Genomic DNA, 21,356 nt, shown 5'->3' with positions numbered 1-21,356 from the left:
GATCCGGCTTCGGTGGGCGGAGTCCCATGGGGTGCCACGGACGCCGCAGATACCAGAGCGCGACAATGGGCGGGAAAGCGGGTGATTCCCTGCCTGATCGCAAGCCAAATCCTGCCCAGGCGCGTGGATTCTGGCAAGAGCTTGGCCAGTGTTGGTACAGACCAATTGCAGGCCCGCCGGGCCGGGCACCCCTGGGGTGGCGACGCTAGGCCGTGTTCGGCGGCGGAGTGTGTGCCCCCGCCGTCACGATGCGGATGAGCAGGTCGTAGCTCTCGTCCAGGCTCTCCGGCAGTTCGAACGCGCCGCCGGTTTCGAGGACCGCGAAGCCGTGGACGGCCGCGCGCAGGCAGCGGATCATGTGGATCGCCGCCGAGTCCGTCAGGCCGTACGAGCGCAGCGTGGCGTGGATGATGCCGAGCAGCCGCTCCCCGGCTTCGGCCGTACCCGGCTCGGGGCTCTGGAGCAGCGCGGCGTAGCGGTGCGGGTGGCGGCGCGCGTAGGTGCGCCAGGCCTCCATGAACGCGCGGATCGCCTCGTCGGCCGAGCGGCCGAGCACCGCGTGGCCCGCGGCGTCCGCCATGTCGTTCATGATCCGTGCCGAGACGAGGACGCGGAGTTCGGCGAGACCGCGCACGTGCTTGTAGAGGGAAGGGGTGGCGACGCCCGCCCGGCCCGCCACCGCCGACAGGGTGAGGGCGGATGCGCCTCCCTCGTCCACGACCTCCAGCGCGAGGGCGACGACCGCGTCCGGGGACAGCGCGGCCCTAGGCACGGGCGGTGTCCTTGAGGAAGGCCAGCACCGCGGTGGCGACCTCCGCGGGGGCCTGTGTGTGGGGGTAGTGGCCCACTCCCTCGATCATCTCAAGCCGCCCGAGCCCTTCGGGCATGCTCGCCACGATGCCCTCTCCCTCGGCCCTCGGGTCCGCCCAGTCGGGGTCAAGGGTGCCCATGACGACCAGGGCGGGGCAGCGGACGCCGGCCAGCTTGTCGCCCGCGTCGGTGGGCGCGGACATGCCCATCTTGCTGACGACCGCCATCCGGCCCGGCCTGCGCAGGTCGGCCTCCAGGGCGGCGATGTGAGCCGCGTACCCCTCGGGCTTGGTGCCGGGGTAGGCGTGGTCCAGGTAGCGCTTCCACACCCCGACGCTGCGCAGCAGGCCCGTCGCCATGAGCAGCGACATGCCCTTGCGGTAGCGGGCGTTGGACAGCAGCGCGCCCATGTCGATCTTCTGCGCGCGGGTGAACGGGCCCAGCTCGACGACCGCGCTGACCAGATCCGGCTCGTCGGCCGCCGCGATGGTGGCGGCGCCGCCCGCGAAGGAGTGGCCGATGATGACGGCGGGGCCGCCCAGGTGCCGGATCAGGGCCAGCAGGTCCGCCGCCGCGTCGGTGCGGGTGTAGGAGCTCCAGCCGGTGCTGGACTCGCCGTGCCCGCGCTGGTCCATGCTGGCGACCCGGAAGCCGGCCGTCGCCAGCAGGGCCGTCAGCTCGCGGAAGGCGCTTCTGTTGGTACCCATGCCGTGGGCGAGCACGATCAGCGCGCCCTCACCGGTCACGTCGTACGCGAGCCGGCCGCCGTCGGTGTCCAGGAACTCGGTCATGTCCACTCCCCGTTGTTTATGTCGTTAGCCAGAAAGCTAATGCCATTAGCTGGAGGTGTCAACCCCACGCTTCCCGCCCCGGCCCACCGGACCGGTCCGCGCGACCGGCGTGCGTCCACATGCGGAAGGGCCGTACGGGACATGTCCCGTACGGCCCTTCCACTGCTGCGACCGGCCCCTCGCAAGCCCGGCCGGGTGACTTACGCCGGTACGCTCGCCACGCCCCGCGCCAGGAACTTCTTCCCGTTGACCCGCTCGGAGACGCCCTCGCGGTCCAGGTACGGGGTGATCCCGCCCAGGTGGAAGGGCCAGCCCGCGCCGGTGATCAGGCAGAGGTCGATGTCCTGGGCCTCGGCGACGACGCCCTCGTCCAGCATCAGGCCGATCTCCTGAGCCACCGCGTCCAGGACGCGGTCGCGGACCTGCTCCTCCGACAGGACGGAGTCGCCCTGCTTCAGGAGCGCCGCCACCTCCGGGTCCAGCTCCGGCTTCCCGGAGTCGTAGACGTAGAAGCCGCGCTTGCCGGCCTTCACGACCGCCGCCAGGTTCTGCGAGACGGTGAAGCGCTCCGGGAAGGCGCGGTTCAGGGTCTCGGAGACGTGCAGACCGATCGCCGGGCCGACCAGCTCCAGGAGCACCAGCGGGGACATCGGCAGGCCGAGCGGCTCGATGGCCTTCTCCGCGACCTCGACCGGGGTGCCCTCGTCGATGACGTTCTGGATCTCGCCCATGAAGCGGGTGAGGATGCGGTTGACGACGAACGCCGGGGCGTCCTTCACCAGCACCGCGGTCTTCTTCAGCTTGCGGGCCACACCGAACGCCGTGGCCAGCGAGGCGTCGTCGGTCCGCTCACCGCGGACGATCTCCAGCAGCGGCAGGATCGCGACCGGGTTGAAGAAGTGGAAGCCGACGACCCGCTCGGGGTTCTTCAGCTTCGACGCCATCTCGGTGACCGAGAGGGAGGAGGTGTTGGTGGCGAGGATCGCGTGCGCCGGGGCGACCGCCTCGACCTCCGCGAACACCTGCTGCTTGACGCCGATCTCCTCGAAGACCGCCTCGATGATGAAGTCGGCGTCGGAGAAGCCCTCCGCCTTGTCCAGCACACCGGAGACCAGGGCCTTGAGGCGGTTGGCCTTGTCCTGGTTGATGCGGCCCTTGCCGAGCAGCTTCTCGATCTCGGCGTGGACGTAGCCCACACCCTTGTCGACGCGCTCCTGGTCGATGTCGGTCAGTACGACCGGCACCTCAAGGCGGCGCAGGAACAGCAGGGCGAGCTGCGAGGCCATCAGGCCCGCGCCCACCACGCCGACCTTGGTGACCGGGCGGGCCAGGTTCTTGTCCGGGGCACCGGCCGGGCGCTTGGCGCGCTTCTGGACCAGGTTGAACGAGTAGATGCCGGAGCGCAGCTCGCCGCCCATGATCAGGTCCGCCAGGGCCTGGTCCTCGCGGTCGAAGCCGGCGGACAGGTCGCCGTCCTTGGCCGCGGCGATGATCTCCAGAGCGCGGTACGCGGCCGGGGCGGCGCCGTGCACCTTGGAGTCGGCGATGGCCTTGCCGCGGGCGACGGCCTGGTCCCAGGCGTCTCCGCGGTCGACCTCGGGGCGCTCGACGGTGAGGGTGCCGTTGAGCACGTCCGCCGTCCAGATCAGCGACTGCTCCAGGAAGTCGGCGCCCTCGAAGAGAGCGTCCGCGATCCCGAGCTCGAAGACCTGCTTGCCCTTGAGCTGACGGTTCTGGTTCAGCGAGTTCTCGATGATCACCGAGACCGCGCGGTCCGCGCCGATCAGGTTGGGGAGCAGCGCGCAGCCGCCCCAGCCGGGGACCAGGCCGAGGAAGACCTCGGGCAGCGAGAACGCGGGCAGCGCCTTGGAGACCGTGCGGTACGAGCAGTGCAGACCGACCTCGACACCGCCGCCCATGGCCGCGCCGTTGTAGTACGCGAACGTCGGGACCGCGAGTCCGGAGAGCCGGCGGAAGACGTCGTGGCCGCCCTTGCCGATGGCGAGCGCGTCCTGGTGCTCCTTGAGCAGCTCGACGCCCTTGAGGTCGGCGCCGACCGCGAAGATGAACGGCTTGCCGGTGATGCCGATGCCGGTGATCGTGCCCTCGGCGGCCTCCTTCTCGACCTGGTCGATCGCGGCGTTCAGGTTCGCCAGCGACTGCGGTCCGAAGGTGGTCGGCTTGGTGTGGTCCAGGCCGTTGTCCAGGGTGATGAGGGCGAAGTTGCCCGCGCCTCCCGGCAGGTCCAGGTGGCGTACGTGCGCCTGGGTGACGACCTCGCCCGGGAACAGCTCGGCCGCACCCTTCAGAAGCTCGGTGGTGGAGCTCACTTGCTGCCTCCGTCTGCGTCGAAGTGCGGGTTCTCCCAGACGACCGTGGCGCCCATGCCGAAGCCGACGCACATGGTGGTCAGGCCGTAGCGGACCTCGGGCTGCTCCTCGAACTGGCGGGCCAGCTGGGTCATCAGCCGGACCCCGGAGGAGGCCAGCGGGTGGCCGTAGGCGATGGCGCCGCCGTACTGGTTGACGCGCGCGTCGTCGTCCGCGATGCCGTAGTGCTCCAGGAAGGCGAGCACCTGCACGGCGAACGCCTCGTTGATCTCGAAGAGCCCGATGTCGGAGATGGACAGGCCCGCCTTGGCGAGGGCCTTCTCCGTGGCCGGGATCGGGCCGTAGCCCATGACCTCGGGCTCGACGCCCGCGAAGGCGTAGGAGACCAGGCGCATCTTCACCGGGAGGCCCAGCTCACGGGCGACGTCCTCGGCGGCGAGCAGCGAGGCGGTGGCGCCGTCGTTGAGCCCAGCGGCGTTACCGGCCGTCACGCGGCCGTGCGGACGGAACGGGGTCTTCAGACCGGCCAGGGACTCCATCGTGGTGCCCGGACGCATCGGCTCGTCGGCGGTGACCAGGCCCCAGCCCGTCTCACCGGCTTCCGCGTTGGTGCGGCGCACGGAGACGGGCACCAGGTCCTGCTGGATGCTGCCGTTGGCGTACGCCTTGGCGGCCTTCTCCTGCGAGCGCACCGCGTAAGCGTCGGCGCGCTGCTTGGTGATCGTGGGGTAGCGGTCGTGCAGGTTCTCCGCGGTCATGCCCATGAACAGGGCGGACTCGTCGACCAGCTTCTCCGAGACGAAGCGCGGGTTCGGGTCCACGCCCTCGCCCATCGGGTGGCGGCCCATGTGCTCGACGCCACCGGCGACGACGACGTCGTACGCGCCGAAGGCGATGGAACCGGCCGTCGAGGTGACGGCGGTCAGGGCGCCCGCACACATGCGGTCGATGGAGTAACCGGGGACGGACTGCGGCAGACCGGCCAGGATTCCGGCGGTGCGGCCGAGCGTGAGGCCCTGGTCGCCGATCTGCGTGGTCGCGGCGATGGCGACCTCGTCGATCTTGGCCGGGTCCAGGTCCGGGTTGCGGCGCAGCAGCTCCCGGATGGCCTTCACGACGAGATCGTCGGCGCGGGTCTCGTGGTAGATGCCCTTCGGGCCCGCTTTGCCGAACGGGGTGCGGACGCCGTCGACGAAGACGACGTCCCGGATGGTACGAGGCACGGTGGCTCTCCTCCAGGGTGCGGGGTGGCACTGCTGCGGGGCACGCCCGGAAGCGTGCCGCCACCGCTCATGCTACTTGCGGGTAACCAGACTGCCCAGTCCTGGTGCCGGGAGCGGTGAAGGTCACACACGCGAAATGGCCCGGACGGCCCCCAAATCGGGTCGTCCGGGCCATGTGGCGCGGAGTGAGCGGCCGAAGGCCGCACAACCTGGCGTGAATACGCCCCTGGCGGATGCCTTTTCAGGCCTCCGGGGTCAGTGCGCCGAACAGCAGCGGGGCCACTTGTTCGATCTGCCAGTGCCGTGCGCCGTATCCCGCGAGCGCGTTCTCCACCGCGTCCCGGGTCGGATTCTTCGGCGGCTCCCAGCACACCCGGCGCACCGTGTCCGGCGTGATCAGGTTCTCCTGGGGCATGTGCAGCCGCTCGGCCAGCTCGGACACCGCGGCCCGCGCGGCGTGCAGGCGCGCGGCCGCGGCCGGGTCCTTGTCCGCCCAGGCGCGCGGCGGCGGCGGGCCCGTCAGCGGCTGGCCGGGCTGCGGGAGCTCCGTCTCGGGCAGCTCCTTCGCCCGCTCCACGGCGGCCTGCCACTGCTCCAGCTGCCGCCGCCCCATCCGGTGGCCGAAGCCGGGCAGCGCGGTGAGCGCCTGGACGTTGGCCGGGACCGCCAGCGCGGCCTCGACGATCGCGGCGTCCCCGAGCACCTTGCCGGGCGAGATGTCGCGGCGCCGGGCGACCTGGTCGCGGGTGTTCCACAGCTCCCTGACCACCGCCATCTGGCGGCGGCGGCGGACCTTGTGCATCCCGGAGGTGCGGCGCCACGGGTCCTGGCGCGGGGGAGCGGGCGGGGCGGAGGCGATGGCGGCGAACTCCTCCCGCGCCCATTCCAGCTTGCCCTGCCGGTCGAGCTCCTCCTCCAGGGCGTCGCGCAGATCGATCAGCAGCTCGACGTCGAGCGCCGCGTAACGCAGCCAGGGGTCGGGCAGCGGGCGGGTGGACCAGTCGACGGCGGAGTGGCCCTTCTCCAGCGAGTAGCCGAGCACGTTCTCGACCATGGCGCCGAGGCCGACGCGCGGGAAGCCCGCGAGCCGCCCGGCCAGCTCGGTGTCGAAGAGCCCGGTAGGCGTCATCCCTATCTCACGCAGACAGGGCAGGTCCTGGGTGGCCGCGTGCAGGATCCACTCCGCCCCGTGCAGCGCGTCGCCCAGTCCGGACAGGTCGGGGCAGCCGACCGGGTCGACGAGCGCGCTGCCCGCGCCCTCGCGGCGCAGCTGGACGAGATAGGCGCGCTGCCCGTAGCGGTAGCCGGAGGCGCGCTCGGCGTCGACGGCCACCGGGCCGGAGCCCGCGGCGAAGGCGGCGATCACCCCGGCCAGGGCATCGTCGGAGGCCACCACCGGTGGAATGCCCTCGCGAGGTTCGAGCAAGGGGATCGGCGCCGGGGCGACGTCGTCCGGGGGGGCGCCCCCGGTGGTTCGCAGTGAAGTGTCTGCTGCGGTCTCTTGGGCGTCGGTCACGTGTCAAGGGTATCTGTGTATGCGCGGCGCCCGTCGACGGAACGTTCCGTCGACGGGCGCCGATGCACGTAAACCAGCCGGATCCGCATTTCTGCACACCGGCGGGGGTGTCGTTCAGTGGATGATGCCCGTCCGCAGGGCCACGGCGACCATTCCTGCGCGGTCTCCGGTGCCGAGCTTGCGGGCGATTCGGGCGAGGTGGCTCTTGACGGTCAGGGCGGACAGGCCCATGGAGACGCCGATCGCCTTGTTGGACTGCCCTTCGGCGACGAGCCGCAGGACCTCCACCTCGCGACCGGACAGTTCGCGGTAGCCGCCCGGGTGGCTCGGGGTGCCGGGGGGACGGCGGTGCATGCGGGCGGCGTTGGCGCCGATGGGGGCGACGCCGGGACGGGTGGGGTGGCCGATGTTGGTACGGGTGCCGGTGACGACGTAGCCCTTGACGCCGCCCGCGAGGGCGTTGCGCACCGCGCCGATGTCATCGGCGGCGGAGAGGGCGAGGCCGTTCGGCCAGCCGGCGGCTCGGGTTTCGGACAGCAGGGTCAGCCCGGAACCGTCGGGCAGATGGACGTCGGCTACGCAGATGTCGCGCGGGTTGCCGACGCGGGGGCGGGCCTCCGCGATGGACGACGCCTCGATGACGTCACGTACTCCGAGGGCCCACAGATGGCGGGTGACGGTGGAACGGACGCGCGGGTCGGCCACGACGACCATGGCCGTCGGCTTGTTCGGGCGGTAGGCGACCAGGCTTGCGGGCTGCTCTAGGAGAACGGACACCAGGCCTCCTGGGGGAGTGGCGGTACGGGGCGGCTCGGGGATGAAGCCGGGGCGAACCGTGCTTGAAGGGTCATTGACCTCTTCGGCACCGGAAGCCCGCTCCTTTAGAGGAAGATCACGATTTGGTGAGTAACAATTCGGGCAAATAGGACATGCGATCGATTGTACGAAAAGAGAGCCGGTGCCTGTGCGAGGTTTATGACGCAGTGTCACGAAACGCGGAGGGCGGTACCTCCGGGCTCTGTCCGCCCGTCCGTCCGTCTGTCTGCGCGTCCGTTCTACGAAACCTGCGGCCCGCGCCGCTGCGGCAGCGTCACCACCGCCGCGTCGGCCGGGCCCGACGGCGGCAGACCGGCGATCTGGCACAGCAGGTCGCCCCACGCCATCAGGTGCGCCGCCGTGTCCGGCACCCCGCCGCGCCCCTCGCGGGGCGTCCAGGACGCCCGGATCTCGATCTGCGTCGCGGGACGCCGCGCCCCCAGAGCGCCGAAGTAGTGCGAGCTCGCCCGGGTGACCGTGCCGCCCGCCTCCCCGTAGCTGAGCCCGCGCGCCTCCAGCGCACCGGTCAGCCACGACCAGCACACCTCGGGGAGCAGCGGATCGGAGGCCATCTCCGGCTCCAGCTCGGCACGTACCAGCGTCACCAGCCGGAAATTGCCCTGCCAGGCATCGTGCCCGGCCGGGTCGTGGAGCAGGACGAGCCGGCCGTCCGCGAGATCGTCCTCGCCGTCGACGACGGCCGCCTCCAGCGCGTACGCGTGCGGAGCCAGCCGCTTCGGCGGCCGCGTCGGCTCCACCTCCAGTTCGGGGCGGAGCCGCGCCGAGCGCAGCGCGTCCACCGCCGAACGGAACGCGGGCGGGACGGAACCACCCTCCGCACTGTCCGTGCTGTCAGCACCATCGGATTGATCGGAGAAGTGTCCCTGCGCCGGAGCCATGCGGGGAAGAGTAGGCGGAACCGGAGCCTCGCGCAGGGAGGGACACCCATGCGGGGCCGGGCTCCTTCCCCGCGCGTGCGAAGATTCTGTGCGTGAGTGCCAACGATCGCCCTTCGGGCCAGCAGACGAAGACCTCCGCCGCCCACGAGTCGGCGTTCCTCAAGGCGTGCCGCCGCGAGCCCGTACCGCACACGCCGGTCTGGTTCATGCGCCAGGCGGGGCGCTCGCTGCCCGAGTACCTGAAGGTGCGCGAAGGCATCTCGATGCTCGACTCCTGCACGATGCCGGAGCTCGCCGCCGAGATCACGATGCAGCCCGTACGCCGCCACAAGGTCGACGCCGCGGTCTACTTCAGCGACATCGTCGTCCCCCTCAAGGCGATCGGCATCGACCTCGACATCAAGCCCGGCGTCGGACCGGTGATCGCCGAGCCGATCCGTACCCGGGCCGACCTGGCCCGGCTGCGCGATCTCACCCCCGAGGACGTCTGGTACGTCACCGAGGCCATGGGCCTGCTCACCGCGGAGCTGGGCTCCACCCCGCTGATCGGCTTCGCGGGCGCCCCCTTCACCCTCGCCAGCTACCTGATCGAGGGCGGCCCGTCCCGCAACCACGAGCACACCAAGGCCCTGATGTACGGGGACCCGCAGCTCTGGGCCGACCTGCTCGACCGCCTCGCCGAGATCGCCGGCACCTTCCTCAAGGTCCAGATCGAGGCCGGTGCCTCCGCCGTGCAGCTCTTCGACTCCTGGGTGGGCGCGCTGGCCCCCGCCGACTACCGCCGCTCGGTGCTGCCCGCCTCCGCGAAGGTCCTCGACGCCGTCGCGTCGTACGGCGTCCCGCGCATCCACTTCGGCGTCGGCACCGGTGAACTGCTCGGCCTCATGGGCGAGGCCGGCGCGGACGTCGTCGGTGTCGACTGGCGGGTCCCGCTGGACGAGGCCGCGCGCCGCGTAGGCCCCGGCAAGGCACTTCAGGGCAACCTCGACCCCTCCGTGCTGTTCGCGCCGACCGCGGCGGTGGAGGCCAAGACCCAGGAGGTGCTGGAAGCGGCCGCCGGTCTTGAGGGCCACATCTTCAACCTGGGCCACGGCGTGACGCCGAACATGGACCCGGACGCGCTGACGCGGCTCGTCGAGTACGTCCACACCAACACCGTCCGCTGAACCACCGGGGCCGGGCGCCGCCCTCAGGCGGTGCCCGCCTCGCGTACGGCCGTCACCGCCTTGCGGGCGGCCACCAGGACCGGGTCCCAGACCGGCGAGAACGGCGGGGCGTAACCCAGGTCCAGGGACGTCATCCGCTCCACCGTCATCCCGGCGGTCAGCGCCACCGCCGCGACGTCCACCCGCTTCGCCGCCCCGTCCCGGCCCACGATCTGCACGCCCAGCAGCCGGCCGGTGCGGTACTCCGCGAGCATCTTCACCGTCATCGGCCGCGCCCCCGGGTAGTAGCCCGCCCGGCCCGTCGACTCGATCGTCGCCGTGACGAACCGCAGGCCCACCGCGCGGGCGTCCTTCTCGCGCAGCCCCGTGCGGGCGATCTCCAGATCACAGACCTTGCTGACCGCCGTGCCGACCACCCCGGGGAACGTGCCGTAGCCGCCGGCGACATTGGATCCGATGATCTGGCCGTGCTTGTTGGCGTGCGTGCCCAGCGCGATGTGCCGGGTACGGCCCGCCACCAGGTCCAGGACCTCCACGCAGTCGCCGCCCGCCCAGATGTTGTCGTGGCCGGCCACCCGCATCGACGGATCGGTGAGCAGCCCGCCGTGCGGGCCGACCGGCAGCCCCACCGCACGGGCCAGCGCCGTCTCCGGCTCGACGCCGATACCGAGGACCACCACATCCGCCGGGTACGAGGAGTCCGCCGTCTCCACGGCGCTCACCCGGCCGTCCGGCCCGGTCCGGATCGCGGTGACCTCGGCCCGGTTCACCGTGGTGATGCCGAGGCCGTCCATCGCGTCGTGGACCAGCCGCCCCATGTCGGGGTCGAGCGTCGCCATCGGCTGCTCGCCCCGGTTGAGCACGGTCACCTCGAAGCCGCGCTTCAGCATCGCCTCGGCCATCTCGACCCCGATGTAACCGGCGCCCACGACGACCGCGCGCCGGCTCGTCGCCCGGTCCAGGGAGTCCAGCAGGGCCTGTCCGTCGTCCAGGGTCTGCACCCCGTGCACCCCGGGCGCGTCCATGCCGGGCAGCGACGGACGCACCGGCCTGGCGCCCGTCGCGATCACCAGCTTGTCGAAACCGGTCCAGGCCGTCTCGCCGGACTCCCGGTCCAGGGAGCGCACCCGCTGCCCCGCGACATCGATCTCCGTCACCTCGGTGCGCATCCGCAGATCGATGTCCCGCGCCCGGTGCTCCTCCGGGGTGCGGGCGATCAGCTCGTCCGGCCCCTCCACGTCACCGCCGACCCAGTACGGGATGCCGCAGGCGGAGTACGAGGTGAAGTGGCCCCGCTCGAAGGCGGTGATGCTCAACTCGTCCGGGCCCTTGAGCCGTCGTGCCTGGGACGCGGCGGACATGCCCGCCGCGTCCCCGCCGATGACCACCAGTCGTTCCGCCGTCATGCCAGTCCCTTCGGTACCCCGTCCGAAGGCCCACGCTACGGCGCCACGGGCCCGGGCGGGCCAGGGCGCCCCCGGGAGGCGCTCACTCGCCCTCCGGGCCCGCCTTCCCGCCCCGGCGGCCCAGCCGCTGCCACAGCACCACCACGACGGCGGCCACGGCCAGGAACGGGGCCGCCGCGCCCAGCGCCATCGCGAGCCACTTGATCACCGTCACGAACACATGCCAGCCACCACTCAGGGCGTCCAGGAACCCCGGACCGTCCTCGTCGTCGTCGGCCACCGCTTTCGCGTGCGGCTTCGGCTCGGAGAGGTTGAGCGTGATCGTGGCCAACGACGTGCGGTCCTTCAGCGAGGCCTGCTCTGCCAGCATCGACTCCAGGGCGGCCTGACGATTACTCAGCTCACCCTCCAGCGAGACCACATCGGACAGCTGGTCGGCCCGGTCCATCAGCTTGCGCACCCGCGCCACACTGGTGCGCTGGCTCGCGATCCGGCTCTCCACGTCCACAACCTGGTCGGTGACGTCCTTGGCGGTCGATGTGCGCGACAGCAGCTTGCCCGTACCCGAGAGCTCCCGCAGCACACTGTCGTACTCGCCCTGCGGAACCCGCAGCACGACGTGCGAGGAAGCCCGGTGGGCGTCGACCTGTTCGGTCTTCTCGTCGGCTATCAGACCCCCGGCGGCCTCCGCCGTCACCCGCGCGGCCGCCGCCGCCTCCGGTGCGCTCTTCACCTCCACGGACAGCGAGGCGGTACGGATGACATGGGCGGCGGCCGACGGATTCGGCTTCTTCGCCGCCGCCGAACCGCCCGTGCCCTGCTGCGCGCCCCCGGTGCCGGAACCCGCGCCGTCCTGCTGCGCCGGGGCGGCGGCCCGGCGGTCCGCGTTCTTCCCGGAGCTGTCACCGGCCCCGCCGCAGCCGCTCAACGCCAGCACGGCGGTGAGCAGTCCGGCGGCGAGAGCGATCTGCCTGCGGCGCGCACCCGGAAGGCCCGGACGGTCCCGACGCCCCTGACGGTCCGGATGTCTGTCCGTGTGCGTGGCTGGTGCTGCGTGCATAACTGTCCCCCCAGGACGGGTGATTGGTGGTGGCAATTTGACGTACGAGGGGCCGGTCGGGGTTGCCCGATACCGGTTTCGAAGCGGTCACGGTCAGGACTCGGAAGAGGTTTGAGAGAGTGGGGGTATGCAGCGTTCAGCAAACCGCTCGGACAGGGCCACGGGACACGTCGTCGTCATCGGCGGCGGCATCGCCGGACTCGCGGCCGCCCAACGGCTCCTCGGCACCGGGCTGCGGGTCACCCTCCTGGAGGCGACCGACCGGCTCGGCGGCAAACTCAGGACCGGCGAGGTCGCGGGCGTCCAGGTCGATCTCGGCGCCGAATCGATGCTGGCCCGCCGTCCGGAGGCGGTCGGCCTGGCACGGGCCGTCGGCCTCGCGGACCGGCTCCAGCCCCCCGCCACGGCCACCGCCTCGCTGTGGACGCGCGACGCGCTGCGCCCCATGCCCAAGGGCCATGTGATGGGCGTTCCGGGCGACCCGGCGGCGCTCGGCGAGGTGCTCTCGCCCGAGGGGCTCGCCCGGATCGCGCAGGAGCGGGACCTCACCCCGACCGAGGTCGGGGACGATGTCGCGGTCGGTGCGTACGTGGCCGACCGGCTGGGCCGCGAGGTCGTCGACCGGCTGGTGGAACCGCTGCTCGGCGGGGTCTACGCGGGCGACGCCTACCGGATCTCGATGCGCGCGGCCGTACCCCAGCTCTTCGAGATCGCCCGGCGGGGCGGCTCGCTGCTCGACGGTGTGACCCGCCTCCAGGAGCAGGCCGCCGCCCGGCAGCAAACCGGGCCGGTCTTCCAGGGCATCGCCGGCGGCATCGGCACCCTCCCGGACGCGGTCGCCGCCGCCGTACGCGCGGGGGGCGGCGAGATCCTCACCGAGACCCCGGTGCTCGGCCTGACCCGTACCGCGAGCGGCTGGGACGTCCGCACCGACACCCGGGTGATCCCCGCCGACGGCATCGTCCTCGCCGCGCCCGCCTGGTCCGCCTCCACCCTGCTCGCCGCCGAGTCACCGGCCGCCTCCGCCGAGCTGGCGGGCGTCGAGTACGCGTCGATGGCCCTGGTGACCATGGCCTTCCGCCGCTCGGACGTGACCGCCGCCGGAACGCTCGACGGGCGCTCCGGCTTCCTGGTGCCGCCGGTCGAGGGCCGCACCATCAAGGCCGCCACGTTCTCAAGCCGGAAGTGGCAGTGGGTCGATGACGCGTCGCCCGACCTGTTCCTCCTGCGGACCTCGGTCGGCCGGTACGGCGAGGAGGACCATCTGCACCGCGAGGACGCGGAGATCGTCGACGTGTCACGACGCGATCTCGCGGCGGCGACCGGGCTGGCCGCCCCGCCCGTGGCCACCGAGGTCACCCGGTGGATCGGCGGACTGCCCCAGTACCCCGTCGGCCACCTCGGCCGGGTCGCCCGCATCCGCGAGGAGGTCGCCAAGCTCCCCGCGCTGCGGGTCTGCGGCGCGGTCTACGACGGGGTCGGCATCCCGGCGTGCGTCGCGAGCGCCCAACGCGCCGCGGACGAGATCCGGGACGAGATCACGGGAGCGGGCGCGGGAGCGACGACGGGGGAGAGCGTGGGAGAGATCATCGCCACGCCGACCCTGGTTCAGGGCACAGGGAGCGAGGCGGGACAATAGCCGTATGAGTGCTCCCGAGACTGTGACATCAAGCAAGGGCCCGAACGCCGGCAAGAAGGCGAAGGACCTCAACGACGTCGTCCGCTACACCCTGTGGTCCGTCTTCAAGCTCCGTGACGTGCTGCCCGCGGACACGGACCGCGCCGCGTACTCCGGCGAGGTGCAGGAGCTGTTCGACCAGCTCGCCGCCAAGGACGTCACCGTTCGCGGCACCTACGACGTCTCGGGGCTGCGTGCCGACGCCGACGTCATGATCTGGTGGCACTCCGAGACGTCGGAGGCCCTTCAGGAGGCGTACAACCTCTTCCGGCGCACCCGGCTGGGCAGGAGCCTCGCGCCGGTCTGGTCGAACATGGCGCTGCACCGCCCCGCCGAGTTCAACAAGTCGCACATCCCGGCGTTCCTCGCCGACGAGACGCCGCGCGACTACATCAGCGTGTACCCCTTCGTGCGCTCCTACGACTGGTACCTGCTGCCCGACGAGGACCGCCGCCGCATGCTCGCCGACCACGGCAAGATGGCCCGTGGCTTCCCGGACGTGCGCGCCAACACCGTCGCCTCCTTCTCGCTGGGCGACTATGAGTGGGTGCTGGCGTTCGAGGCCGACGAGCTGCACCGCATCGTCGACCTCATGCGTCACCTGCGCGCCTCCGAGGCGCGGATGCACGTCCGCGAGGAGGTGCCCTTCTACACCGGCCGGCGCAAGTCGGTCGCAGACCTGGTGGCCGGGCTCGCGTAGCGAGCGGGTTCCGATCACCCCAACCCGGAAGATCAGACGGCGGGCACCGCGGCACTGTGTGCCGCCCGCCGTTCCAGCGACACCGGGTTCGGCTCCTGGTGCGGCGCGCAGCCTGCGCGCCGCACCGGCGTCGTTTCAGGGCCTGCCGGCCTCCCGGCCGGTCATGAGCTGCTGCCGCAGCTCGACCCGCCTCCGCAACTGGACCCGCCTCCGCAGCTCGATCCGCCGCCGCAGCTGGATCCGCCGCCGCAGCTGGACCCGCCTCCGCCTCCGCAGCTGGACCCCGAGCCGGAACCGCAGCTCGACCCCGAACCGCACCCGCTGCCGCCGCCGTGCCCGGACGAGCCTCCGCACCCGCCACCGCCCGGCGTCGTACCCGCGCACCACGCTGCCGCGACCACCGGGGCGCCGGACGCCCCCGAGAACTGGTGCGAAGGGGTGGACGTGTAGGCGGACCTGACCCGGGCCGCGGCGAGCAGCTGCGCCCGCAGCTCGGGATCGGGTACGGCCCGCGGCCCCGCGACCGCCACCAGATGGGCCGGCTCTGTCCGGTACCCGTTGGCCGCGAGGTACGCGGAGGCGGCCCTGCGGCCCGCTTTGGTGATCCGGAACCGGGAAGCGGCCGAGCAGGCGAAGCCGATGACGGTTCCGACGATGAGCGGCAGGAACACCTTCGCGAAGAACGGGAAGCCCTGTTCGCCGACGGAGTCCGAAGAGGTGAACTCCAGCATGGTCACCGCGAACGAGACCGGCATGGCGAGCAGACAGAGCACCCCCTGCGCCATACCCCAGCGGCTCCGGGCCCGGCTCTCCCCGGGCGTGCTCAGCAGACCGCGCGCCGCCAGCCCGTCGCCGATCTCCTGCACCGCGGCATGGCGCATCGTCGCGACCCGCAGGTTCCACAGCGCACCGCTCAGGGCCGCGGCCTGCTCCTGGAGCACGGCCCGCTCCACCGGGTCGTGCGCCACGGGCCGCTGGACGGTGACGATGCCGGGCCCACCGACCGCCAGCCGACCGTCCGCGTGCATGGCGGCGAGCGCGGTGTCCACGACCCGGGCAGGGCCGCCGTTCAGGAAGGCCACCTCGTAGAGGTCAAGGACTGGGCCGCCGGGGCCGTGCCCCGCGCGGCGGCCCGCCCTGATCAGCAGAGTCGAGGAGACCGCGACGGCGATCACCATGAGCAGGGCCACGATGCTCGTTGAGGTCATGTCATCGCCCCGCGAGTACGGACCGGGCGGCGCGCGCCAGCCGGGTGGTGCGGCGGGGCGGGCGTGGAGCGGCCCGGTCCTGCCACCAGTACGTCAGCCGGCGGCGGGCGGCGTTGTCCTCCGGACGGCCCGCGACGAGCAGCTGCTCCGCGAAGTCCAGCGCGTCGCGCCGGTAACCGGCGGACATCGGGCGGGCCTTGGCGTACGCGAGGAACGCGTCCCGGTAGTCCGGGCCCAGGATCTCCGGGAGTTCGGGCGCCACCTTGGCGACGACATCGGCACGCTTGGCGGCCAGCGCCCGGCTCTGCACCCCGAGCCGGTGGTGGTCGAAGCCCTCCGGTACGGGGGCGCCGGCGACCAGGGCGGAGAGCAGCGAGGCCTGCGCCACCGCGACCCGGTCCCGGACGGCGTCCGGACCGGCGGCCCCGCTCACCGGGGCACGATCAGGGGCAGGGGTCCGGATCGGGGCGGAGGAGGCCGGCGGGCCGGCGGGCCGCGTCCGGGGCGCCCCGGCCCGGCCCGCGTCGAGCGTGGCCCGGATCGCGTCCAGCTCGCCCGCCAGCTCGGCGGCCGGCGGGAAGTCGTCGTCGCGCTCCAGCAGGACCCCGGGCGGGCTGACCCGGGAGCGCAGCTCGGCCAGGACGTCCAGGACGGGTGCGGTGACGGGGTGGGCGTGCGTGTCGTGCCAGACGCCGTCCTTCTCGACGCCGCCCGCCACATGCACGTACGCGATGGCCTCCACCGGCAGCTCGTCCAGGGCCGTGGCCGGGTCCTCGCCCCGGTTGACGTGGTTGGTGTGCAGGTTGGCCACGTCGATGAGCAGCCCGACCCCCGTGCGCTCGACCAGCTCGGCCAGGAACTGGCCCTCGGTCAGTTCCTCGTCCGGCCAGGAGATCAGCGCCGCGATGTTCTCCAGGGCCAGCGGCACCGGCAGCGAGTCCTGCGCGATCCGCACGTTCTCGCACAGCACGTCCAGCGCGGCCCAGGTGCGCGGCACGGGCAGCAGGTGCCCCGCCTCCAGTACGGGGGAACCGGTGCGCGGTCCGCCCGCCCGTACGAACGCGATGTGCTCGGTCACCAGCGGCGTGCCGAGCAGCGCGGCCCGCTCCGCGAGGGCGGTGAGCCGGCCGGGGTCCGGGCGCTCCGCCCCGCCGAGCCCGAGCGATACCCCGTGCGGCACCACGGTGACACCGCGCTCCCGCAACCGCGTCAGGGAGGCGGGCAGATGGTCGGCGCAGAGGTTCTCCGCGACCGCCTCCACCCAGTCGATCCCCGGCAGCGCCTCCACCTCGTCGGCGATCTCCGGCCGCCAGCCGATACCGATACCCAGCTTCATGGTGTCCCCCTACTGCTCCACTCCGTGCAGGTGTCATGGCCCCGGCACACGGCGGTGAATCCGGGAAGAGGGACGTTCAGAGCTGGATTTGAGGTTCCCGGGGCCCGCGACTTTCCGGGCAGACCCCGCGTGCTTGCCCCCGCGTGCTCATGGCCGGGGCAGCGCCGGAAGGGAGCCGACGCGGTGGGCGCCCTCGGCCACCACGGTCTTCCCGGGGGCGATCTCGGTGAATCCGGCGTCCTCCACCACCGGCAGCCCGCTCACCGCCAGTTCCCGCCAGCGGTCCCCGGCCGCCGTGGCGACGGACAGCGGGAAGCCCGCCTCGCGCCATGCCGTGCGCTCCGGCTCGGAGAGATCCCACCAGGCGAGCTGGGCCCCGTGCCCGACCTGCGCCATCTCCTTGCCCGCCGACATGTCGAGCTCCGGGTTCAGCCAGAGGACCGGCCCGGTGAGGTCGGGTGCGGCGGGCGGCTCGGGGTCGTCCAGCTCCGTGCCGGAGACCTGGAGCTTGGCGAGCTCCTTGGGCCAGCCGTCCAGCGGCACCGGCGGGAACACCCGCACCTCCGCGCTCTCGCCGGTGACCGTGATCCCGGGCAGCGCGCAGGCCTTGCGCCACTCCGCTCCGCGCGCCCGGCGCACCACCTTGCGGATCCGGGCGTCCTGCCAGTCCCGCATCGCCTGCGCCCACTCGCCCTCGCCCACGGAGCGCTCGTCGGAGAGCATCACCAACACCGCGCGGGCCGCCGTGCGCAGGGCATCGGTGCGGGCCGGGGGAGCCGCCTTCTCGATGTGGACGACCAGCGGGAGCACGTACTGCTGTGCTTCGTCCCGGTTCGTCCGCTCGGGGCGGAAGGGGCTGTCCGCAGGCAGGCCGGCGGTCTCGGACGGGGATACGGGTGTGTCGTTGCTGCTCACCCGTCCAGTCTGCCAGTCGTCCGGAATCCGGCTCTTGGCGGAATGAATCCCTCCGGGTGAGGATGCACCGCATGAAGAGCGATCTATTCTCCAGCGAGCACATGGCGGAGCAGGCAACCGCCCCCGGGATGACCCTGCAGAACGCCAAATCGATCAAGTACGCGGTCGGCGGCGAGATGCACGCACGCCAGGGGTCGATGATCGCCTTCCGGGGCGACCTCCAGTTCGAACGCAAGGGGCAGGGGCTCGGCGGCATGCTCAAGCGCGCCGTCACGGGCGAGGGCCTGCCGCTGATGGTGGTGCGCGGCCAGGGCGAGGCGTGGTTCGCGCACGAGGCGGCCAACTGCTTCATCGTGGAGATGGAGCAGGGCGACGTCCTCACCATCAACGGCCGCAACGTCCTGTGCTTCGACGCCACACTCGGCTACGAGATCAAGACGGTAAAGGGCGCCGGGATGACCGGCGGCGGCCTCTTCAACAGCGTCTTCACCGGGTACGGAAAGCTCGGCCTGATGTGCGAGGGCAACCCCATCGTGATCCCCGTCACGCCGCAGCAGCCGGTGTGCGTCGACACGGACGCGGTCGTCGGCTGGAGCGCCCACCTGACCACCTCGCTGCACCGCTCGCAGAGCGTCGGCTCGATGCTGCGCGGCGGTTCCGGCGAGGCCGTCCAGCTGCGTCTCGACGGCGAGGGGTTCGTGATCGTCCGGCCCAGCGAGGTCAAGCCGGAGAAGGCGTCCGCGAACTGAGTACGGACATCCTGCGGCTGCGGGGCGTGGGCCGCCGGTACGGACTGGCGGGCCCGTGGGTGCTGCGCGGGGTCGATCTCGACCTGCCCGCGCGCGCCCTGGTCCGGATCGAGGGGGCCAACGGCACCGGGAAGTCCACCCTGCTGCGGCTCCTCGCGGGCATCGACGCCCCGACCGAGGGCCGGATCTCCGGAGACCGGCCGCGCACGGCGTACGTCCCCGAGCGGTTCCCGGCGGCGCTGCCCTTCACCGCCGCCGGATACCTCGTCCACCTCGGCCGCGTCCACGGGCTGCGCACGGCGGAGGCGGCGGCGCGCGCGGAGGCGTGGCTGACCCGTTTCGGCGCGGCCGGCCATGCCCGCACCCCGCTGGCGGAGCTGTCCAAGGGAACCAGCCAGAAGGTCGCCGTCGCGCAGGCGCTGCTGGCGGAGCCGGAACTGCTGGTCCTGGACGAGGCCTGGACCGGCCTGGACAGCGCGGCCCGCGACGAGCTGGACCGGGCCGTCGTCGAGCGGGTCGCGGCGGGGGCCACCGTCGTCTTCGTCGACCACGACCCGCACCGCCTCGCGGGCGCCACCGGCCATGTGTTCCGCGTCGAGGGACACGCCCTGGCCCCGGCTGGGACAAGCACCTGCCCCCGGGTACGGATCGACGCGGTGGGCCCGCCGGGCAGCCCGCTCCCGGCCGGCCTGCCCGGCGACCCCGAGCAGGCGGAGGGCGAGGACGGGGCACTGCGGCTGACGGTGGCCGCCGCGCACTCCGACGCGCTGCTGAGCGCGCTGCTCACGGCCCGCCCGCCCTGGCACATCCACCGGCTCGTACCACTGCCGGAAGCGCCCGCGCCGGCCGCGGAGGCCGCCTCCGCCTCCGCCCCGGCCGCGGAGGCCGACGCCGCCGCCCCGGCCCCCGCCGCCACCACCGCCCCCGGCGAGGTGTCATGACCGCGCTCGTCCGGTACCAGGCCGCCCTGCTGCTCCGGGCGCAGCGCTGGCTCGCGCCGGTGCTCCTGTACCTGGCCTTCCTCTGCATCGGCATCCGTCCGGGGCAGCCCGTGCTGGACTCGCTCGGCTACACCGCGGCCGGGCTGCTGCCCGTCACCGCGTGGCTCGTGCGGATCTGCGTCGGCCAGGAACCGTCCGCCGCCCGGACCGTCGTCGCCGCGGCGGCCGGCGGGCGGCCGAGGGCCCATCTGGCGTCGCTCCTCGCGGCGCTGGGGTGCGCCGGGCTGCTCGGCACGGCGGCGACCGCGGCCGTGCTGCTGATCAGCGATCCGGCCGACGCCCGCCACACGGTCCGGGTCCCGCTGCCGTCCGCCGGGCTCGCCGGGCTGCTCGCGGCCGGCTGCTGCGTCCTGCTGGGGGCGGCGGTCGGGGCGCTGTGCACGCGTCCGCTGCTGCACCGGCGCGGCTGGTCCCTCGCCGCCACCGTGCTCGCCGCGCTGCTGGCCCTGGTGACCGGCGGATCGCCCGCGAAGTACGCGGTGACGGGGCTGGTCACCGGCTCGCTGACCGGCACCGTCCATACGCCGGTCCTCCCCTTCGCCGGTGCCGCTGCCGTCGCGGCGGCGGCGCTCGCACTGGCCTGCAAGCTCACTTCCGTACGCGGCTGAGTAGGCTCCTGCCATGGACCGGGGCGCGCATGACGAAGTGAACGAAAGCGTGGACGAGGGCGTGGACGAGCCGGACCACGGGCCGCCGTTCGCGGAGTGCGTGCTGTGCCGGAAGCCGACCGAGTACGCCGAGTCGGTCAGGGGGATCACGCTCTGCCCGGTCTGCGAGTGGCAGGAGGCCCAGCGCACGGCCTGCTCGGGCTGAGGCCCCGGCCCGGGGAGTGCTCAGCCGCGCATCAGCTCGGACACCTTCACGAAGCGGTATCCGCGCTTGCGCAGTTCCGGCACCACCTGATCGACCGCCTGGCCGGTGACCGGCGCCGCGCTGCGGGTGCAGTGCATGACCACCAGCGAACCGGGCCGCACGCCGTCCAGCACCTGCTCCGCCACCGCGTCCGCGTCCGTCGCGAAGGCGTCGCCGCTGACGACGTCCCACTGCACCGCCGTCACCTTCTGCGCCGCGAGCGCGCGCAGCGAGGCGTCGTCGTAGCAGCCGCCGGGGAAGCGGAAGTACGGCACCACATTGCGGGCGCCGGTCTTCCGGATCGCGCCGAAGGCCCGCCGCACCTCGCCGCCGACCTCGTCGGACTCCTTCGTCGGCAGCCCGTAGCAGGGCGATGTGAAGGCGTAGTGGCTGTACGAGTGGTTGGCGATCTCGAAGAGCGGGTCCGTGCCGATTGCGCGGGCCTGCGAGGGGTACTCCTCAGCCCAGCGGCCGGTCATGAAGACCGTCGCGGGCACCTTCAGCCGGCGCAGCAGGGCGATCAGCTCCGGGTTGTCGAAGTGCTCGCCCCCGGCCGCGCGGGGGCCCTCGTCGGCGGTCATATCGGCGTCGAAGCTGAGCGCGACGACCTTGGCGGCGCTCTTCTGGCCCCGTTCGAAGACGCGGGCCAGGCCTTCCGGGCCCGGCGCCAAGTTGGGCGGCTTCGCGGCGGCGGGGGGAGCGCTTGAGGGGGCCTTCGACGGGGCTCCCGAGACGGCCGAGGGAGCGGCCGGGGCGGCTGCGGGCCGGTCGCCGGAGGAGCCCCCCGAGGCGCTCCCGCAGCCTGCGAGGGCGCCTCCGAGGACCATTCCCAGAACGGTCACAGCAGTCATTCTCCGTACAGAAGATGTCATTATCGGAAAATAACTGATCAACTGTGAC

The 21,356-nt window shown here is 72.6% G+C and carries 20 protein-coding genes; 7 read left to right on the top strand and 13 right to left on the bottom strand.

Going from position 1 to position 21,356, the window contains the following annotated elements; translation table 11 throughout:
- Positions 1-205: 205 nt before the first annotated feature.
- From ACFVQ0_RS06555 to ACFVQ0_RS06525, 7 genes are all read right to left on the bottom strand, one after another.
- Positions 206-772 carry a TetR/AcrR family transcriptional regulator gene (locus tag ACFVQ0_RS06555; protein ID WP_390085148.1) on the bottom strand — a complete coding sequence of 189 codons (567 nt, stop codon included), beginning with the start codon at positions 770-772 and terminating at the stop codon, positions 206-208.
- Positions 765-1,601, bottom strand: coding sequence for an alpha/beta fold hydrolase (locus ACFVQ0_RS06550; RefSeq protein WP_390085146.1), 837 nt, complete (start codon positions 1,599-1,601; stop codon positions 765-767). The genes ACFVQ0_RS06555 and ACFVQ0_RS06550 overlap by 8 nt, the downstream gene beginning before the upstream one ends.
- A gap of 200 nt (positions 1,602-1,801) precedes the next feature.
- A complete protein-coding gene (locus ACFVQ0_RS06545) occupies positions 1,802-3,931 on the bottom strand; it encodes a 3-hydroxyacyl-CoA dehydrogenase NAD-binding domain-containing protein (protein WP_390085144.1) in 2,130 nt (709 codons plus the stop codon).
- The gene (locus ACFVQ0_RS06540; protein ID WP_390085142.1) at positions 3,928-5,154 is read right to left on the bottom strand and encodes a thiolase family protein; all 1,227 of its coding nucleotides are present in this window, start codon (positions 5,152-5,154) and stop codon (positions 3,928-3,930) included. The genes ACFVQ0_RS06545 and ACFVQ0_RS06540 overlap by 4 nt, the downstream gene beginning before the upstream one ends.
- A gap of 241 nt (positions 5,155-5,395) precedes the next feature.
- Entirely contained in the window at positions 5,396-6,670 is a 1,275-nt protein-coding gene (locus ACFVQ0_RS06535) for an HRDC domain-containing protein (RefSeq protein ID WP_390085140.1), read from the bottom strand.
- Positions 6,671-6,784: 114 nt separating this feature from the next.
- Positions 6,785-7,447, bottom strand: a complete 663-nt coding sequence (locus tag ACFVQ0_RS06530; RefSeq protein ID WP_024488613.1) for a response regulator transcription factor — start codon at positions 7,445-7,447, stop codon at positions 6,785-6,787.
- A gap of 278 nt (positions 7,448-7,725) precedes the next feature.
- The gene (locus ACFVQ0_RS06525; RefSeq protein WP_390085138.1) at positions 7,726-8,385 is read right to left on the bottom strand and encodes a DUF3000 domain-containing protein; all 660 of its coding nucleotides are present in this window, start codon (positions 8,383-8,385) and stop codon (positions 7,726-7,728) included.
- A gap of 92 nt (positions 8,386-8,477) precedes the next feature.
- Between ACFVQ0_RS06525 and hemE the strand changes: the two genes are divergently transcribed.
- Positions 8,478-9,551, top strand: a complete 1,074-nt coding sequence (hemE, locus tag ACFVQ0_RS06520; RefSeq protein WP_390085136.1) for a uroporphyrinogen decarboxylase — start codon at positions 8,478-8,480, stop codon at positions 9,549-9,551.
- Positions 9,552-9,574: 23 nt separating this feature from the next.
- On the opposite strand, the gene ACFVQ0_RS06515 is transcribed toward hemE, so the two are convergent.
- Positions 9,575-10,957: an FAD-dependent oxidoreductase gene (locus ACFVQ0_RS06515; protein ID WP_390085135.1), complete on the bottom strand. Its 1,383-nt coding sequence runs from the start codon at positions 10,955-10,957 to the stop codon at positions 9,575-9,577.
- Positions 10,958-11,039: 82 nt separating this feature from the next.
- Positions 11,040-12,017: a DUF4349 domain-containing protein gene (locus tag ACFVQ0_RS06510; protein ID WP_390085133.1), complete on the bottom strand. Its 978-nt coding sequence runs from the start codon at positions 12,015-12,017 to the stop codon at positions 11,040-11,042.
- A 127-nt stretch (positions 12,018-12,144) separates the two neighbouring features.
- Here ACFVQ0_RS06510 and hemG point away from each other — a divergent pair, with 127 nt between their 5' ends.
- Positions 12,145-13,656, top strand: coding sequence for a protoporphyrinogen oxidase (gene hemG / locus ACFVQ0_RS06505; protein ID WP_390085132.1), 1,512 nt, complete (start codon positions 12,145-12,147; stop codon positions 13,654-13,656).
- Positions 13,657-13,660: 4 nt separating this feature from the next.
- Entirely contained in the window at positions 13,661-14,395 is a 735-nt protein-coding gene (gene hemQ / locus ACFVQ0_RS06500; protein ID WP_390085130.1) for a hydrogen peroxide-dependent heme synthase, read from the top strand.
- A gap of 161 nt (positions 14,396-14,556) precedes the next feature.
- Here the strand turns inward: hemQ and ACFVQ0_RS06495 are convergent, their stop codons facing one another.
- The 3 genes from ACFVQ0_RS06495 to ACFVQ0_RS06485 all read right to left on the bottom strand — a co-directional run bounded on the left by ACFVQ0_RS06495 (position 14,557) and on the right by ACFVQ0_RS06485 (position 17,854).
- Positions 14,557-15,603: a TIGR04222 domain-containing membrane protein gene (locus ACFVQ0_RS06495; RefSeq protein WP_390085129.1), complete on the bottom strand. Its 1,047-nt coding sequence runs from the start codon at positions 15,601-15,603 to the stop codon at positions 14,557-14,559.
- Position 15,604: 1 nt separating this feature from the next.
- Complete coding sequence (locus ACFVQ0_RS06490) at positions 15,605-16,939, bottom strand: DUF692 family multinuclear iron-containing protein (protein WP_390085127.1); 1,335 nt, start codon at positions 16,937-16,939, stop codon at positions 15,605-15,607.
- A gap of 147 nt (positions 16,940-17,086) precedes the next feature.
- Entirely contained in the window at positions 17,087-17,854 is a 768-nt protein-coding gene (locus ACFVQ0_RS06485) for a peptidyl-tRNA hydrolase (RefSeq protein ID WP_390085126.1), read from the bottom strand.
- 71 nt (positions 17,855-17,925) lie between these two features.
- Here ACFVQ0_RS06485 and ACFVQ0_RS06480 point away from each other — a divergent pair, with 71 nt between their 5' ends.
- From ACFVQ0_RS06480 to ACFVQ0_RS06465, 4 genes are read left to right on the top strand one after another with little or no spacing between them, the layout of a single operon-like run.
- Complete coding sequence (locus tag ACFVQ0_RS06480) at positions 17,926-18,603, top strand: AIM24 family protein (RefSeq protein ID WP_390085124.1); 678 nt, start codon at positions 17,926-17,928, stop codon at positions 18,601-18,603.
- A gap of 11 nt (positions 18,604-18,614) precedes the next feature.
- On the top strand, positions 18,615-19,544 hold the full coding sequence (locus ACFVQ0_RS06475; RefSeq protein WP_390085420.1) for an ATP-binding cassette domain-containing protein: 930 nt from the start codon (positions 18,615-18,617) through the stop codon (positions 19,542-19,544).
- Positions 19,541-20,212: an ABC transporter gene (locus ACFVQ0_RS06470; protein WP_390085122.1), complete on the top strand. Its 672-nt coding sequence runs from the start codon at positions 19,541-19,543 to the stop codon at positions 20,210-20,212. Before ACFVQ0_RS06475 ends, ACFVQ0_RS06470 begins: the two co-directional genes overlap by 4 nt.
- Positions 20,213-20,225: 13 nt before the next feature.
- Complete coding sequence (locus ACFVQ0_RS06465; protein ID WP_390085120.1) at positions 20,226-20,417, top strand: hypothetical protein; 192 nt, start codon at positions 20,226-20,228, stop codon at positions 20,415-20,417.
- A 20-nt stretch (positions 20,418-20,437) separates the two neighbouring features.
- Here ACFVQ0_RS06465 and ACFVQ0_RS06460 read toward each other — a convergent pair whose 3' ends face one another.
- Positions 20,438-21,307, bottom strand: a complete 870-nt coding sequence (locus ACFVQ0_RS06460) for a polysaccharide deacetylase family protein (RefSeq protein WP_390085118.1) — start codon at positions 21,305-21,307, stop codon at positions 20,438-20,440.
- Positions 21,308-21,356: the final 49 nt, after the last annotated feature.

Source organism: Streptomyces sp. NPDC057900 (assembly GCF_042887885.1).
Classification (GTDB): domain Bacteria; phylum Actinomycetota; class Actinomycetes; order Streptomycetales; family Streptomycetaceae; genus Streptomyces.
The sequence above is the reverse complement of the archived record's forward strand: the minus strand, read 5'-3'. Positions and strand labels throughout refer to the sequence as shown.